The organism is Pseudomonas sp. CFII64, from assembly GCF_000416235.1.
Classification (GTDB): domain Bacteria; phylum Pseudomonadota; class Gammaproteobacteria; order Pseudomonadales; family Pseudomonadaceae; genus Aquipseudomonas.
This window is the reverse complement of the sequence record NZ_ATLO01000046.1, coordinates 156,587-170,214: the sequence shown is the minus strand read 5'-3', so window position 1 is coordinate 170,214 and position 13,628 is coordinate 156,587. Positions and strand designations below refer to the sequence as shown.

The 13,628-nt window shown below is 58.4% G+C and carries 13 protein-coding genes; 6 read left to right on the top strand and 7 right to left on the bottom strand.

The features are described from left to right. Positions 1–192: 192 nt before the first annotated feature. From pcaF to pcaR, 4 genes are all read right to left on the bottom strand, one after another. Positions 193–1,395 carry a 3-oxoadipyl-CoA thiolase gene (pcaF, locus tag CFII64_RS21975; protein WP_177325436.1) on the bottom strand — a complete coding sequence of 401 codons (1,203 nt, stop codon included), beginning with the start codon at positions 1,393–1,395 and terminating at the stop codon, positions 193–195. Next, positions 1,392–2,174, bottom strand: coding sequence for a CoA-transferase subunit beta (locus tag CFII64_RS21970; RefSeq protein ID WP_177325440.1), 783 nt, complete (start codon positions 2,172–2,174; stop codon positions 1,392–1,394). Before CFII64_RS21970 ends, pcaF begins: the two co-directional genes overlap by 4 nt. Further along, positions 2,171–3,025, bottom strand: a complete 855-nt coding sequence (locus tag CFII64_RS21965; RefSeq protein ID WP_020293048.1) for a CoA transferase subunit A — start codon at positions 3,023–3,025, stop codon at positions 2,171–2,173. The genes CFII64_RS21970 and CFII64_RS21965 overlap by 4 nt, the downstream gene beginning before the upstream one ends. Before the next feature lie 143 nt (positions 3,026–3,168). Continuing rightward, the gene (gene pcaR, locus CFII64_RS21960; protein WP_020293047.1) at positions 3,169–4,011 is read right to left on the bottom strand and encodes a pca regulon transcriptional regulator PcaR; all 843 of its coding nucleotides are present in this window, start codon (positions 4,009–4,011) and stop codon (positions 3,169–3,171) included. A gap of 870 nt (positions 4,012–4,881) precedes the next feature. Between pcaR and CFII64_RS21955 the strand changes: the two genes are divergently transcribed. Both CFII64_RS21955 and CFII64_RS21950 read left to right on the top strand, forming a co-directional pair. Continuing rightward, positions 4,882–5,079, top strand: a complete 198-nt coding sequence (locus CFII64_RS21955; protein ID WP_020293046.1) for a hypothetical protein — start codon at positions 4,882–4,884, stop codon at positions 5,077–5,079. A 237-nt stretch (positions 5,080–5,316) separates the two neighbouring features. Then, complete coding sequence (locus tag CFII64_RS21950; RefSeq protein ID WP_020293045.1) at positions 5,317–6,789, top strand: inorganic phosphate transporter; 1,473 nt, start codon at positions 5,317–5,319, stop codon at positions 6,787–6,789. A gap of 77 nt (positions 6,790–6,866) precedes the next feature. Here CFII64_RS21950 and CFII64_RS21945 read toward each other — a convergent pair whose 3' ends face one another. Continuing rightward, complete coding sequence (locus tag CFII64_RS21945) at positions 6,867–8,357, bottom strand: helicase HerA-like domain-containing protein (protein ID WP_020293044.1); 1,491 nt, start codon at positions 8,355–8,357, stop codon at positions 6,867–6,869. A 485-nt stretch (positions 8,358–8,842) separates the two neighbouring features. Between CFII64_RS21945 and CFII64_RS21940 the strand changes: the two genes are divergently transcribed. The 3 genes from CFII64_RS21940 to CFII64_RS21930 are packed head-to-tail and all read left to right on the top strand — an operon-like array spanning position 8,843 to position 11,698. Beyond that, a complete protein-coding gene (locus CFII64_RS21940) occupies positions 8,843–9,934 on the top strand; it encodes a glycosyltransferase family 1 protein (protein ID WP_044901611.1) in 1,092 nt (363 codons plus the stop codon). Then, positions 9,927–10,706, top strand: coding sequence for a DUF2334 domain-containing protein (locus CFII64_RS21935; protein WP_020293042.1), 780 nt, complete (start codon positions 9,927–9,929; stop codon positions 10,704–10,706). Before CFII64_RS21940 ends, CFII64_RS21935 begins: the two co-directional genes overlap by 8 nt. After that, positions 10,703–11,698, top strand: a complete 996-nt coding sequence (locus CFII64_RS21930; RefSeq protein WP_020293041.1) for a lysylphosphatidylglycerol synthase transmembrane domain-containing protein — start codon at positions 10,703–10,705, stop codon at positions 11,696–11,698. Before CFII64_RS21935 ends, CFII64_RS21930 begins: the two co-directional genes overlap by 4 nt. Position 11,699: 1 nt before the next feature. Here the strand turns inward: CFII64_RS21930 and CFII64_RS30080 are convergent, their stop codons facing one another. Further along, a complete protein-coding gene (locus CFII64_RS30080) occupies positions 11,700–11,876 on the bottom strand; it encodes a hypothetical protein (protein WP_177325435.1) in 177 nt (58 codons plus the stop codon). Positions 11,877–11,959: 83 nt separating this feature from the next. Continuing rightward, on the bottom strand, positions 11,960–12,811 hold the full coding sequence (gene purU / locus CFII64_RS21920) for a formyltetrahydrofolate deformylase (RefSeq protein ID WP_020293039.1): 852 nt from the start codon (positions 12,809–12,811) through the stop codon (positions 11,960–11,962). Positions 12,812–13,164: 353 nt separating this feature from the next. On the opposite strand from purU, the gene mvaT reads away from it, so the two are divergent. After that, on the top strand, positions 13,165–13,545 hold the full coding sequence (mvaT, locus tag CFII64_RS21915; RefSeq protein ID WP_020293038.1) for a histone-like nucleoid-structuring protein MvaT: 381 nt from the start codon (positions 13,165–13,167) through the stop codon (positions 13,543–13,545). Positions 13,546–13,628 lie beyond the last annotated feature (83 nt).

The window sequence follows — 13,628 nt, the reverse complement described above, 5'->3', positions numbered from 1 at the left end:
TATCCGGGAGGGGCCAGACTTGTCGTCCAGTGTCCATCGGGCACAATTCGATATCAGGCCTGACGCCCTCGCGAATGAATTCGCGCCTACGGATGTGGTAGCCGCAGCACAAAAACACTCACCCAAGCCGTCGATTTGCCTTTTCGTGGAGGCAGTCGACGACTCGGGTGAGTGCACGTTGCGGGTGTAGCGTTAGCGCTCTATCGCCAGTGCCAGGCCCTGCCCTACTCCGACACACATGGTCGCCAAGCCTCGGCGGCCACCGCTTTTTTCCAGTTGGTGCAAGGCGGTCAGCACCAGGCGCGCGCCGCTCATGCCCAGCGGATGACCCAAGGCAATGGCGCCGCCGTTAGGATTGACCTGCGGCGCATCGTCGGCCAGACCCAATTCGCGCAACACCGCCAGACCCTGGCTGGCGAAGGCTTCGTTGAGTTCGATCACATCGAAATCTGAAACGGCCAAACCCAGGCGTTCCACCAGTTTGCGCACCGCAGGAACCGGGCCGATGCCCATGACGCGTGGCGCTACACCGGCGCTGGCCATGCCAAGAATCCGTGCGCGCGGGGTCAGCCCATGTTTTTTTACCGCTTCGGCCGAAGCCAGAATCAGCGCTGCGGCACCATCGTTGACGCCCGACGCATTGCCAGCGGTGACGGTCTTGTCAGGACCATTGACCGGCTTGAGCTTGCTCAGGGTTTCCAGACTGGTATCGGCGCGCGGATGTTCATCCTGCTCGACCACCGTTTCGCCCTTCTTGTGCGCCACGCGTACCGCAACGATTTCCTCTTTGAAAAAGCCCGCAGCCTGGGCAGCGGCAGTGCGCTGCTGGCTGCGCAGGGCGAAAGCGTCCTGATCGGCTCGAGAAATCCTGAAATCATCGGCGACGTTATCGCCGGTCTGTGGCATCGAATCGACACCGTACTGCGCCTTCATCAGCGGATTGACGAAGCGCCAGCCAATGGTGGTGTCTTCCAGCTTCATGTTGCGCGAATACGCCGCATCGGCCTTGCCCATGACAAATGGCGCACGGGACATGGACTCGACGCCGCCGGCAATCGCCAGCTCCATCTCGCCAGCAGCAATGGCGCGAAACGCCGTACCGATGGCGTCCATCCCCGAAGCGCAGAGCCGGTTTAGGGTCACGCCGGGAATGCTCTCCGGCAAGCCCGCCAACAACGCCGCCATACGCGCAACGTTGCGGTTGTCTTCGCCGGCCTGGTTGGCGCAGCCGAAGAACACTTCGTCGACTTCGTTCCAGTTCACCGAAGGGTTGCGCTCCATCAGCGCCTTGATCGGCACGGCGGCCAGATCGTCGGCGCGCACGCTGGCCAATCCGCCGCCGAAGCGGCCAATCGGGGTGCGAATCGCATCGCAGATAAAGACGTCACGCATCACGCTTCTCCCGGTGCCTGGCCGTGAGCGGCAGCGGTTCGCGCTTCCAGATCACGCAGGGCAGTCAATTCAATATCAGTCGGGTCGGCGGAAAACTCGACGTTCTCGGCAAAGCGCACGTCCCAACCCGTGGCGGCAATCACCTGTTCGCGGGTCACGCCCGGATGCAGTGTGGTCACGACAAATTCGTTGGTATCCGCTTCAGGTTCCATGATGCACAGGTCGGTGATGATCCCCACCGGCCCGGCGCCCGGCAGGCCCAGGCGTTTGCGCGAGTCGCCGCCTTCGCCATGGCCGACCGAGGTCATAAAGTCGAGCTTGTTGACGAACGCCCGGGCCGACTGCTTGAGGATGATCAACACCTGTTTGGCGGAACCGGCGATTTCCGGCGCACCACCGGCACCCGGCAAACGCACTTTGGGATGGTGATAATCGCCGACCACCGTGGTGTTGATATTGCCGAAACGGTCGACTTGCGCGGCGCCGAGAAAGCCGACGTCGACCCGACCGCCTTGCAGCCAGTAGCGGAAGATTTCGCTGGTGGAAACTACAGTGTCGGCGGTTTCGGCCAGCTCGCCGTCGCCAATCGACAGCGGCAATACCGAAGGCTTGGCGCCAATCGGGCCGGATTCGTAAATCAGCACCACGTCCGGCGACGACGTCAGACGCGCCAGGTTGGCCGCCTTGGAAGGCAGGCCGATGCCGACGAAGCAGACCGCGCCGTTGCGCAAGCGGCGCGCGGCGGCAATGGTCATCATTTCATTGGTGGAGTAGTTCATTATTTTGCCTCCGGTGCGGCCAGCTTTTGCTGAAATTCGCTGAAATCAGCGGTGCCCAGGATGTATTCGTCGATCCAGGCGCTGAAGCTTGTCCGGTCACGGGCAATCGCGTCCCAGGCCTGGTAGAAACGGTTGTCGCGCTCGTAGTAACCGTGGGCATAAGAAGGGTGCGCGCCGCCCGGCACCAGGCAAACCGCGCTCAAGGCCCAGGTCGGCAGGACGCAGGCGTTCATCGGTGCTTGTAAGTCATCAACGATTTCTTCGACGGTCACGATGCAACGCTTGGCAGCCAACGCGGCTTCTTTCTGCACGCCGAGAATGCCCCACAGCAGCACGTTGCCTTTGCGGTCGGCTTTCTGCGCGTGAATCACAGTGACATCAGGGCGCACCGCCGGCACCGCAGCGAGCACTTCGCCGGTGAATGGACAGGTGACGGTCTTGATCAGCGGGTTGACCTTGGGCAGATCGGAACCGGCGTAGGCGCGCAGCACGGCAAACGGCAACCCGGAAGCGCCGGCCACGTAAGCATTGGCCAGGTCGGCGTGGCTGTGTTCTTCAATCTCGATCGAATGCGGCCACTGCTTTTCGACGGCATCACGCAGGCGGTGCAGCGAACCAACACCAGGATTGCCGCCCCAGGAAAAAATCAGGCGCTTGGCACAACCGGCACCGATCAACTGGTCGTAGATCAGGTCCGGCGTCATGCGCACCAGGGTCAGGTCTTTTTTGCCCTGACGGATGATTTCGTGACCGGCAGCGGTTGGGATCAGATGGGTGAAGCCTTCCAGCGCAACGGTGTCGCCATCGTTGACGAATTGCTTCACGGCGTCGCGCAGAGAAAGTATTTCAGCCATGAGGGTGCTCCCGAACTCAGATCTTGTCATTGGACAGCGCAAGACTTCTGCGCTGGAATGGAAGTGAGGTTATGCCGGGGCACCCAGGCAAACAATCCGATAATCGACTAAGTGTTCGTTAATCGCCCAAAATCATATTCGGTTCAGGTGAACAGCTGCGTGCTCAGATCCCGGCTGGCGTCCAGCATGATTGGCAGGAAGCGCTGTTCCAGATCGCTGCGCGCGACCCGCCCGGCGCTGGTGCTGACATTGAGCGCGGCCAATACCTGACCTGATGCGTCGTAAACCGGCACGGCAATGGAACGCAGGCCTTGTTCCAGCTCCTGATCGACAATGCACCAACCTTGTTGGCGAACCAGTTGCAGGCATTCGAGCAATTCCTGTTGCGTGCGAATGGTGCGGCTGGTCTTGGGCTGCAAATCCACGTGATCCAGGTATTCGTGCAGGGAAACATCATCCAGCGCTGCCAGCAGAATCCGGCCCATGGAAGTGCAATAGGCCGGTAACCTACCGCCCACCGCCAGGTCCACGGAAATCAAGCGCTGGGTGGTCGCCGAGCGCGCGATGTAGAGAATGTCATCGCCTTCGAGGGTCGCCATGTTGCACGCCTCGTGCAGCAGATCACTCATGCGATCCAGATAAGGTTGAGAGGAAACCGCCAACGGCGTCGACGATAAATAAGCGTGACCCAGGGTCAGCACTTTGGGCAATAACGAGTAGGTGCGCCCGTCCGTTGTCGCGTAGCCAAGTTTGATCAGGGTTAATAAACAGCGGCGCACAGCGGCACGGGGAATTTCCGTGCGGTGGCTGATCTGGGCAATGGTCAGATGCCGTTTACGTTCCTGGAATGCATGGATCACGGCCAACCCGCGCGCCAGCGAAGTCATGAAATCCGGGTCGCCGGTAAAAGCCTGAATGCGCTTGGCGGGCGATGCCACGATGGGCGGCGCCAGCGAGGCAAAAGAATTACGCAGTTCGTCGTTCATCGTCGTTACCTTCACCCATACCCTTTCAGGCCTTATATACCGCCACTTTCAAGGGTTTTGGAACCCGCAGCCCCCTTTCACTTTGGGCGATTATCGAACAACTGGCCGATAATCGCAATTGACCCGCTGCGAAGATACTTATACCTTTCACCTGCCAATAAGTGGCTTCTTGGAAATACTGGTCAGGTACCCACTGAGAAGTCCTAGGCGCGGCCTTGCCCACCAAGCAAGGCCGTTTTTATTTCTGTGCGCTGATAGCCCAAAGCCATTCCACTTCGTCACACCCTTCCTGCACAACGCAAAACAGCCATTACAGTTCATACCTTCGCAAAGAAGAAAACGTCAGAATTTTGGCCGGGCGCGTCAATATCACGCGTATGAAAGTTTCGTCATATTTATCGCCCACCTGAACTTCGGAACTGTCGTACAGAAAATTCGTCTTTAATGAAGTCGTCAGCTACTCAGCCCTCACATATAGTTGACGAGACTGAAGTTCTTGGAGATAGTGTCAGTCACTTGGCTGGCAATAACGATTCGCAGTGAATGCAAGGCCCACCGCCGTGCTAGGTTCTCATACCTGAATCACTGCACTGCAGCGGTGCATCGCTTCTCATTATGCGAATTTCATACGAATTGAAAACTGCCGCCAGTACAGCTATCACGTTTGCAACTTGACCTTGTCGCTACGACAGCGCTGCTTCTGGTGTCCGTAGCCGCGAGCGCAAGAAGACGTTCAGCTTCATGTTCCATGTCCAAGGGCATCTGTCTGGCCAGTCGGCCATTACAGCCTCGCACGGCGGGATGATCATGTTCGAACACTTCGGCACCCGCGATATCACCAGAGTTAACTCAACTTAATCAGGTAATAAAGTGACGAAAGATGAACTGCGCGCGGAACTTGAGCGCAAGGAACAACGTTTCAAGGATGTTTACGGCGGGGAAATCACCACCTACGCCGCGCAACCAGAACCAGAGCGCAAGCCTTGGCGCAAAAAAGCCAGTCTTCTGGATCAAGCGTTCAAGCAAGAACTGCAGAAGATGGAAAGCGACCTCAAAGAAGAGCTCTGACACCGTCTATTCCCCGGCGCACGGCGTCTGGCGGATTCGGTCGACCTCTTCAAGGCAATTGCGGCTCAGGGTTGCAGTCATGAAACAAGTGTATTACGGCTTCCCCGACCAACTCAGGGGCGGGGGTATTTACGCACTGATTTTCACTGTCTGGCGATACCAGTGAGCGGCTGACACATCGATCAGTATTTTTTCTGTCATAATCCCGCCCCCTTCAGACCGGGTCAGAAAACCTTCATGATCGATTTATTCAGCGGGCTAGATGCTTGGGTACTTGTGAGCTTGCTGCTCGCCCTGGCTTTCGTCCTCACCTTCGAGTTCATCAACGGCTTTCATGACACCGCCAACGCGGTGGCGACAGTCATTTACACCAAAGCCATGCCGCCTCATCTGGCAGTGTTCTTCTCCGGTGTGTTCAACTTTCTCGGCGTGCTGCTGGGCGGGGTGGGCGTGGCATATGCCATCGTTCACCTGTTGCCGGTCGAGTTGTTGATCAACGTGAACACCGGCCACGGCCTTGCCATGGTGTTCTCACTGCTGGCAGCGGCCATCACGTGGAACCTCGGCACCTGGTACTTCGGTATTCCGGCGTCCAGTTCGCACACGCTGATCGGTTCGATCCTCGGTGTGGGCCTGGCCAACGCATTGATCAACGACATCCCGTTGGCCGATGGCGTGAACTGGCAGAAAGCAATCGATATCGGCGCTTCGCTGGTGTTCTCGCCGCTGGCCGGTTTCCTCGTCGCCGCACTGGTGCTGATCGGGCTGAAATGGTGGCGTCCGCAGTCGAAGATGCACAAGACGCCGGATCAGCGTCGCAAACTCGATGACAAGAAGCATCCGCCCTTCTGGAATCGCCTGGTACTGGTGATTTCCGCCATGGCGGTGAGCTTCGTGCATGGTTCCAACGATGGCCAGAAAGGCATCGGCCTGATCATGCTGGTGCTGATTGGTATCGTGCCTAGCCAGTTTGTTCTGGACTTGGGCAGCACCACCTACCAGATCGAACGGACTCGCGATGCAACCCTGCACCTGAGTCAGTTCTATAACCGCAACAGCGCGACACTCGGCGAGTTCCTCGCACTGGGTAAAGCGGAGAAAGGTGATCTGCCGGCCAGTTCAAGCTGCAACCCGGATCAGACCGAACCGACCATCGACGCCCTGCTCGATACGTTGAAAGGTGTTTCCGATTATCACGCGTTGCCGGCCGAACGCCGCATCGAAGTGCGTCGTTACCTGCTTTGCCTGGACGACACTGCGCGCAAGGTTGCCAAACTGCCAACCCTGGGCGCACGTGAAAAATCCGATCTGGACAAACTGCGCAAAGACCTGACAGTTACCACCGAATACGCGCCGTTCTGGGTGATTCTGGCGGTTGCGTTGGCATTGGGTGTCGGCACCATGGTTGGCTGGAAGCGCGTGGTTTTGACCATTGGCGAGAAGATCGGCAAACAAGGCATGACTTACGCGCAAGGCATGTCGGCGCAGATCACCACCGCCAGCGCCATCGCCTTGGCTAACGTGTTCAGCCTGCCGGTTTCCACGACGCATATTCTGTCGTCCGGCGTCGCCGGCACCATGGTCGCGAACAAAAGTGGCCTGCAAGGCGGCACGGTACGCACCATCCTGCTGGCCTGGGTGCTGACCCTGCCGGCGACTGTCGGACTGTCAGCCGGTTTATTCTGGCTCGCGTCCAAAGTGCTGGCTTGATCGCCATTAAGTAAGTGAGCAGGACCATCGCGGGCAATCCGCGGTGGTCCTGCTGCTGACTAACGCAACGTCCTGACTCAACGTCGTTTTTTTGCCCCGCCCAGCAACGATCCCATCAAACCCCGCACCAACTGCCGACCCAGCTGATTGGCGGCTTGTCGCACTGCGCTTTTCATCGCCTGCCCTGCCACGCCGCCCAGCCACTCACCCGCCATGTCGCTGAAGCTATCCTGTTCCTTGGCGCTTTTTTCAGGCACTTCGGTTGCTTCAGGCGCCGCAATCTTGCGGGCGATCAACATCTCATAAGCGGACTCGCGATCCACGGGCTTGTCATAACGACCGACCAAGGGTGACTGAGCCATCAGACTCGCCCGCTCGCCTTCGCTCAGCGGCCCGATGCGCGATTGGGGCGGTGCGACCAGCACCCGCTGGACCATGGCGGGCGTGCCTTTGGCCTGCAAGGTGCCGACCAGCGCCTCACCGATGCCCAGTTCGGTCAGCACCGCCAGGGTGTCGATATCGGGATTGGGCCTGAAACCATCAGCCACTGCGCGCAGGGACTTTTGCTCTTTGGCAGTGAACGCGCGCAAGCCGTGCTGAATACGCAGGCCCAGTTGCGCCAACACATCATCCGGCAAGTCGCCCGGCGATTGCGTGACGAAGTACACGCCGACACCCTTGGAACGAATCAGCCGCACCACTTGTTCAAGCCTTTCCTGCAACGCCTTGGGCGTGTCGGCGAACAGCAGATGCGCCTCATCGAAGAACAGCGCCAACAACGGTTTGTCGGCATCGCCGCGCTCCGGCAATTGCTCGAACAGTTCAGCCAGCAGCCACAGCAGGAACGTTGCGTAAACCTTCGGCGCTTCGTGCACCAGACGGCTGGCGTCCAGCAGATGAATGCGCCCGCGTCCGTCGCGGGCCGGTTGGAGAATGTCTTCCAGTTGCAGCGCAGGCTCGCCGAACAAGGCTTCGGCGCCTTGCTGCTCCAGAATGGCCAGACGCCGCTGCAAGGCCTGGCTCGACCCGGTAGTCAGCAGCGAGCTGTCTTCGCCGAGCAACTGCGGGTTGTCGCGCAGATGATTGAGCAGCGCCTTGAGGTCTTTGATGTCGAGCAGCAACAGCCCTTCCTGATCGGCCACCTTGAAAGCCGCGTACAACGCCGACTGCTGGCTGTCGGTCAATTCCAGGAGACTGCCCAGCAGCAGCGGCCCCATTTCCGTCAAAGTAGTGCGCAACGGATGACCACTCTGACCGTGGATATCCCACAACGTGACGGGATAAGCCTGCGGCGTGTGATTCAAAAAGGGCATGCCGGCGATTCGCTCGGCAATCTTGCCCTGCGGCTCTCCGGCTGCACCCAGGCCGCACAGATCACCTTTTATGTCCGCGGCAAAAACCGCAATGCCCGCATCACTGAAGGCTTCCGCCAGACGCTGCAACGTCACCGTTTTACCGGTGCCGGTCGCGCCGGCTACCAGGCCATGTCGGTTCGCCAGGCGGATATCCTGAGTAACCGGTTGACCCTCCAGATTGGCACCAATAACAAACTGCTGAGATTCGGGCATTTCGTCACCTGTCTTTAAATTTATATCTGAGTGGTCGATAGGGTTGATAACACTTAAAGACCTGGAAATTTGTCGGATTTTTCTTAAAGGAGTGAGAGAAAGTATTGACCATTTTTCGTGGTACTCCCGACCAGACAGTCGCCCGACACGCGCCTGGTACGGAATAAACCTTAGTGGACCTGTCTTCAACGTTATGCGATTCGAGATGACCTGAACAATTTTCTTCAGGAAATGAGCAACAGCACTGCCGGAACAACAGGCCGCTCGTCTGAAGCATCTGGTCGGCAGCTTCCGCATCTAATCCAGCCAGCCCCCGCTGTGACCGCCGCGTCTACTCGAGGCGCGGCGTCCTCTCTTCAGCTTTGACACGTCTATTGCAGCCATGCCGGCCGCCACCTTGCGCGAACAACTATTCTTGTCAGTGGTCAACGTTTAGGACGACGACACACCGGAGGAATGTTCACGTGCATATCGCTGACATGACTATGTTCTACGCCCCAGCCAGCGGTGGCGTTCGTACCTACCTTGACGCCAAGCATCGTCGCCTGGGCCTGCGGCCCGGGGTTCGGCACAGCCTGCTGGTGCCCGGCCCCGGTTTCAGTCAGCGAGACGGCATCTATAAAGTACCCGCGCCCGCCCTGCCCTTCGGCAACGGTTACCGTTTTCCGTTGCGGGTCGCACCTTGGCGAAATGTCCTGCAAGCCTTGAAGCCGGATCTGATCGAAGTCGGTGATCCCTATCTCACTGCCTGGGCGGCGCTGGACGCACGTCGCCAATTGGATGTGCCGGTGATCGGCTTCTATCATTCTGACCTGCCGCTGTTGGTGAGCAATCGCGTGGGCAGCTGGCTGGGGACCAACGTCGAAGCCTATGTCAGCAAGCTGTACGGCAATTTTGATCGGGTGCTGGCGCCGAGCAAAGTCATGGCCGACAAACTCATCAGCCTGGGCGTCGAGAATGTCTACGTGCAGCCGCTTGGGGTCGATCTCGCCACCTTCAATCCAGGCTTGCGCGATCCCGCTTTAAAAGCCGAACTGGGCCTCAGCGAAGAGACGCGCCTGCTGATCTTCGCCGGACGGGGCTCCAAGGAGAAAAATCTGCCGGTGCTGCTCGACTGCATGAAGCGGCTGGGTTCGGGTTATCACCTGTTGCTGGTCGGGTCGCACATGCCCACGCAGGTTCCGGATAACGTTTCCGTGATCGGCCATTTCTGCGCTGCCTCAGAAGTCGCGCGGCTGTTGGCCAGCGCTGACGCGCTTATCCATGCAGGCGATCAGGAAACCTTCGGCCTGGTGGTCCTCGAAGCCATGGCCAGCGGAATCCCCGTGGTCGCCGTAGCGGCCGGGGCATTTACCGAAATTCTGCCCCGGGAATGCGGCCTGCTCTGCACGCCGAACAACTCGCAGGCGATGGCCAGCGCGGTGCGCGAGTTGTTCGCCAGCAATCCTGAAGGCAAAGGTCAGGCAGCCCGACAATACGTGAATGCGCGCTACAGCTGGGACAGGGTCGTCAGCGGCTTGCTCGAACACTATCAAGCGGTGCTGGACTGCCGCACTCCGGCGCTCGCTCATGGTTGACTTCAATGTAAACGAGCGCAGTGTGCTACTGGTTCTGCATGACGTAGCGCCAGAAACCTGGCCGGATTATCAAGCCTTTGTCGCAGCGGTGGACGCCTTGGGCGCCATTTCCATGACCTGGCTGGTGGTGCCGGATTTCCACAAGCGTAACCCGATTGAAGATGACCTGAAGTTTCAGAACCTACTCCAGCAACGACTGAGCCGAGGCGACGAGCTGGCCTTGCACGGTTACTATCATTGCGACGACGGCCCACCGGCGCGTACACCCCGGGACTATTTCATGCGGCGCATTTACACCTGGGAAGGCGAGTTTTATGCACTGGATCAAGCCCAGGCCATGGACCGAATCGAGTCGGGCATCGAACTGTTCCAGCGCCACGGCTGGCCGCTGCACGGGTTTGTCGCGCCGGCCTGGCTGATGAGTGACGGCACTCGCCGGGCGCTGTCGCAATTACCCCTGGACTACACGAGCGATCCGCAACATCTGTATCGTCTGCCAGACTTTTCCCGAATCGACGCACCGGGTATCGTCTGGAGTGCTCGTAGCCCTTGGCGACGCGGCCTGTCGAAACTGATCAGCGATCATCGTGAAACGCGACTGCAGACTGCCTCGACGATTCGCCTGGGCCTGCACCCTGTGGACATGCGCCACGACTATTCACGCACCTATTGGCTGCAACTATTGAAACGACTTATCGAAAGCGGCAGACAACCGATGACCAAAGCAAACTGGTTGAAAAAACAGGCGCAAGCTCTGAGGTCGGCGGCGTGAAGCGAATCCTCTGGCTGGGCGCAGGTTTGCTGGTAGCCATCGTGATTCCGTTGGTGCTCGGCGGCGCAGAGATGTTTCACCGCTTGGGCAGTTTCCCCTTCGCCCTGCTGCTGGGCATGTTCGGCATGATCATCGTGTGCTGGTGTCTGAACACCATGCGCCTGCGCTTGCTGTTGGGCGAAAGCAGCAGCGCCGTCAGCGTGCCGCGCAGCCTGGGCGTGGTGATGGCCGCTGAATTCGCCTATTGCGCCACACCCGGCGGCAGTGGCGGTCCTTTGACATTGATGGCGGTGCTTTCGCGCAATGGCGTCGGTGCGGCGAAAAGCAGCGCAGTGTTTGCCACCGACCAGCTCAGCGACCTGCTGTTCTTCCTGCTGGCATTGGTCGGCATCATGTTTTACGCCGTCTTTCATCACTTGGGCGAGCGCATGGAGTGGATGCTGACGGTCAGCGGCTTCCTGGTTGTCGGCGGCTTAAGCCTGTGCGCGGGCTTTGGCCACTTTCATCGGCAGGTCATCCGGTTCAACGGCCGCTTGCTCAAGCGGCTGAACACCAAAGCCACCACTCGTCGACGATGGGCACGCAAGCTCCTGCATTTTCGGGATGCGCTGGCCGACACCCTGAAAATGCCGCGCCAAAGGCTGGCGGGAGTTTTCCTGCTGACCTGCATGCATTGGGGGCTGCGCTACAGCGTGCTGTACCTGGCGTTGCGCGGACTTGGCGTGGATGTGGAATGGGCGTGGAGTTTTCTGATCCAGATGCTTTCCCTGAGCGCCGGACAATTCAGCCTGCTGCCAGGTGGCGCGGGCGCAGCCGAGTTGACCTCGGCGGCATTGCTGGCACCCATCGTGGGCAAGTCCACGGCAGCCGCCGCGATTCTGATCTGGCGCGCCGTGACCTATTACTTCTATCTGGTGGTGGGTGGGCCGATCTTTTTGTTGATGGTCGGCCGGCCGTTGCTGAACAAGCTGATGCGCCTTCGGGAGGCGTAATTCAGCTTTGCTCGTCAGCCTCATCCGAATTCTTTTGCAGATCCTGCCAAAGCTGGGCTGCACCTTCGAACTCGGTGCCGTCATCCGGCGACAAAGCGTCCGGGTCGTAACGGCTCAGGCAACCCTCGCCCAAGGTCGGGGGCGCTGTAGAAGTGGCTTTATCAAGAGGATCAGTCACGCGCGTCATACCTCGCTGTCACATCAGCGTCCGACTGCTGCCTGCCTGTCTGCATACACCCAGCCGGACCGTTGACGTACAGATTAGTCGAAGACGACCGTCTTGTTGTTATGCACCAGCACGCGATCTTCCAGGTGAAAGCGCAGGCCGCGAGCCAGAACCATTTTTTCCACGTCACGACCGTAACGCACCATGTTTTCAATGCTGTCGCTGTGGCTGACGCGAACCACGTCCTGCTCGATGATTGGCCCGGCGTCCAACTCTTCAGTTACATAGTGGCAAGTTGCACCAATCAACTTCACGCCCCGCAGCGAGGCTTGATGGTAAGGCTTGGCGCCGACGAACGAAGGCAGGAAGCTGTGGTGAATGTTGATCACCTGATGCGCGTATTCGCGACACAGTTGAGGCGGCAGAATCTGCATGTAACGCGCCAGCACTACGACATCAGCCTGATGATGAGCCACCAGACGCGAAACCTCGGCGAACGCCGGTTCCTTGTCTGCAGGATCGACCGGCACGTGGTAATACGGAATGTTGTGCCACTCGACCATGCTGCGCAAATCCTGGTGATTGGAGATCACCGCCGATATTTCGCAATCGAGCTCATCGCTGTGCCAGCGGTGCAGTAAATCGGCCAGACAGTGCGACTCGCGGCTCGCCATCAGCACCACACGCTTCTTCTGCGCTGAATCGGTGATACGCCAGTCCATGGAAAACTCTTCTGCGATGGGCGTGAAGGCCTCGCGAAAAGCTTCCAGTTCAAACGGCAAGGTATCAGCACGAATCTCGTGACGCATGAAGAACCAGCCATTGAGATTGTCCGAGTGATGGCTCGCTTCGGTGATCCAGCCGTTATAGGACGCCAGAAAGTTACTGACTTTAGCAACGATGCCGACGCGGTCCGGGCAAGCTATCACCAGACGAAAAGTGCGCATTTGAAAAAACTCCAGAACTTCGCAAAGGTCGCCATTCTAGCGACTGTGCGGCAAAACTGCAGTATTCCTGTTGACTGATTCGTAGCCCGGCGGCGGGTTCGCGTCCCTCAGCCCCACCTTACTCAATCCCGCAACCCCACACGCTGCCCGGCTGATCATTGGCTGCTATAACAGCGTTATAGCGAGCATCTTTACTGCGGCGGCAGCTTCCATCTAGTTTTATGACGCTGTAGGAAACGTGTATATTTCTAAATAATTCAAATAAAACTTTTCTTTAATGTTTACTTGATCAAAGCGCGTGACTATTATTGCGTCACTGTCTCCCTGCCACCTGACAACATAAGGTATCCCTCATGTCCTTGATCAACGAATACCGCGCCACGGAAGAAGCCATCAAAGAACTGCAAGCCCGTTTGAAGAATCTGTCCCAAGACGACAAACTGCAAACCGAGCTGGAATTCGAAGGCAAACTGCGCACGCTGATGGGCGAATATCAAAAATCGCTGCGTGACATCATTGCTCTGCTGGATCCGGATGCCAAAGTTGGCAAGTCCCCACGCGGCGCAGCGGTAAAAACTACCGGCACCAAGCGTGCTCGCAAGGTCAAGCAATATAAAAACCCGCACAATGGCGAAGTCATTGAAACCAAAGGTGGCAACCACAAAACTCTGAAAGAGTGGAAAGCCAAGTGGGGCGGTGACGAGGTTGAGAGCTGGGCAACCCTGCTGGGCTAAGCCCGAAGCAGGTCGCCTTGTTTCGCGACCCACAAAAACGCCAGTCATCTGGCGTTTTTTATTGCCTGTAATAAAGTGTTTCG

What these genes read in the sequence shown, in the direction of transcription:
- pcaR (WP_020293047.1), bottom strand. Translation starts at nt 4,011, where the DNA reads ATGAACGACGAACTGCGTAATTCTTTTGCCTCGCTGGCGCCGCCCATC.
- CFII64_RS21940 (WP_044901611.1), top strand. Translation starts at nt 8,843, where the DNA reads ATGTTCTACGCCCCAGCCAGCGGTGGCGTTCGTACCTACCTTGACGCC.
- CFII64_RS21950 (WP_020293045.1), top strand. Translation starts at nt 5,317, where the DNA reads ATGATCGATTTATTCAGCGGGCTAGATGCTTGGGTACTTGTGAGCTTG.
- purU (WP_020293039.1), bottom strand. Translation starts at nt 12,811, where the DNA reads ATGCGCACTTTTCGTCTGGTGATAGCTTGCCCGGACCGCGTCGGCATC.
- CFII64_RS21935 (WP_020293042.1), top strand. Translation starts at nt 9,927, where the DNA reads ATGGTTGACTTCAATGTAAACGAGCGCAGTGTGCTACTGGTTCTGCAT.
- CFII64_RS21965 (WP_020293048.1), bottom strand. Translation starts at nt 3,025, where the DNA reads ATGGCTGAAATACTTTCTCTGCGCGACGCCGTGAAGCAATTCGTCAAC.
- CFII64_RS21945 (WP_020293044.1), bottom strand. Translation starts at nt 8,357, where the DNA reads ATGCCCGAATCTCAGCAGTTTGTTATTGGTGCCAATCTGGAGGGTCAA.
- mvaT (WP_020293038.1), top strand. Translation starts at nt 13,165, where the DNA reads ATGTCCTTGATCAACGAATACCGCGCCACGGAAGAAGCCATCAAAGAA.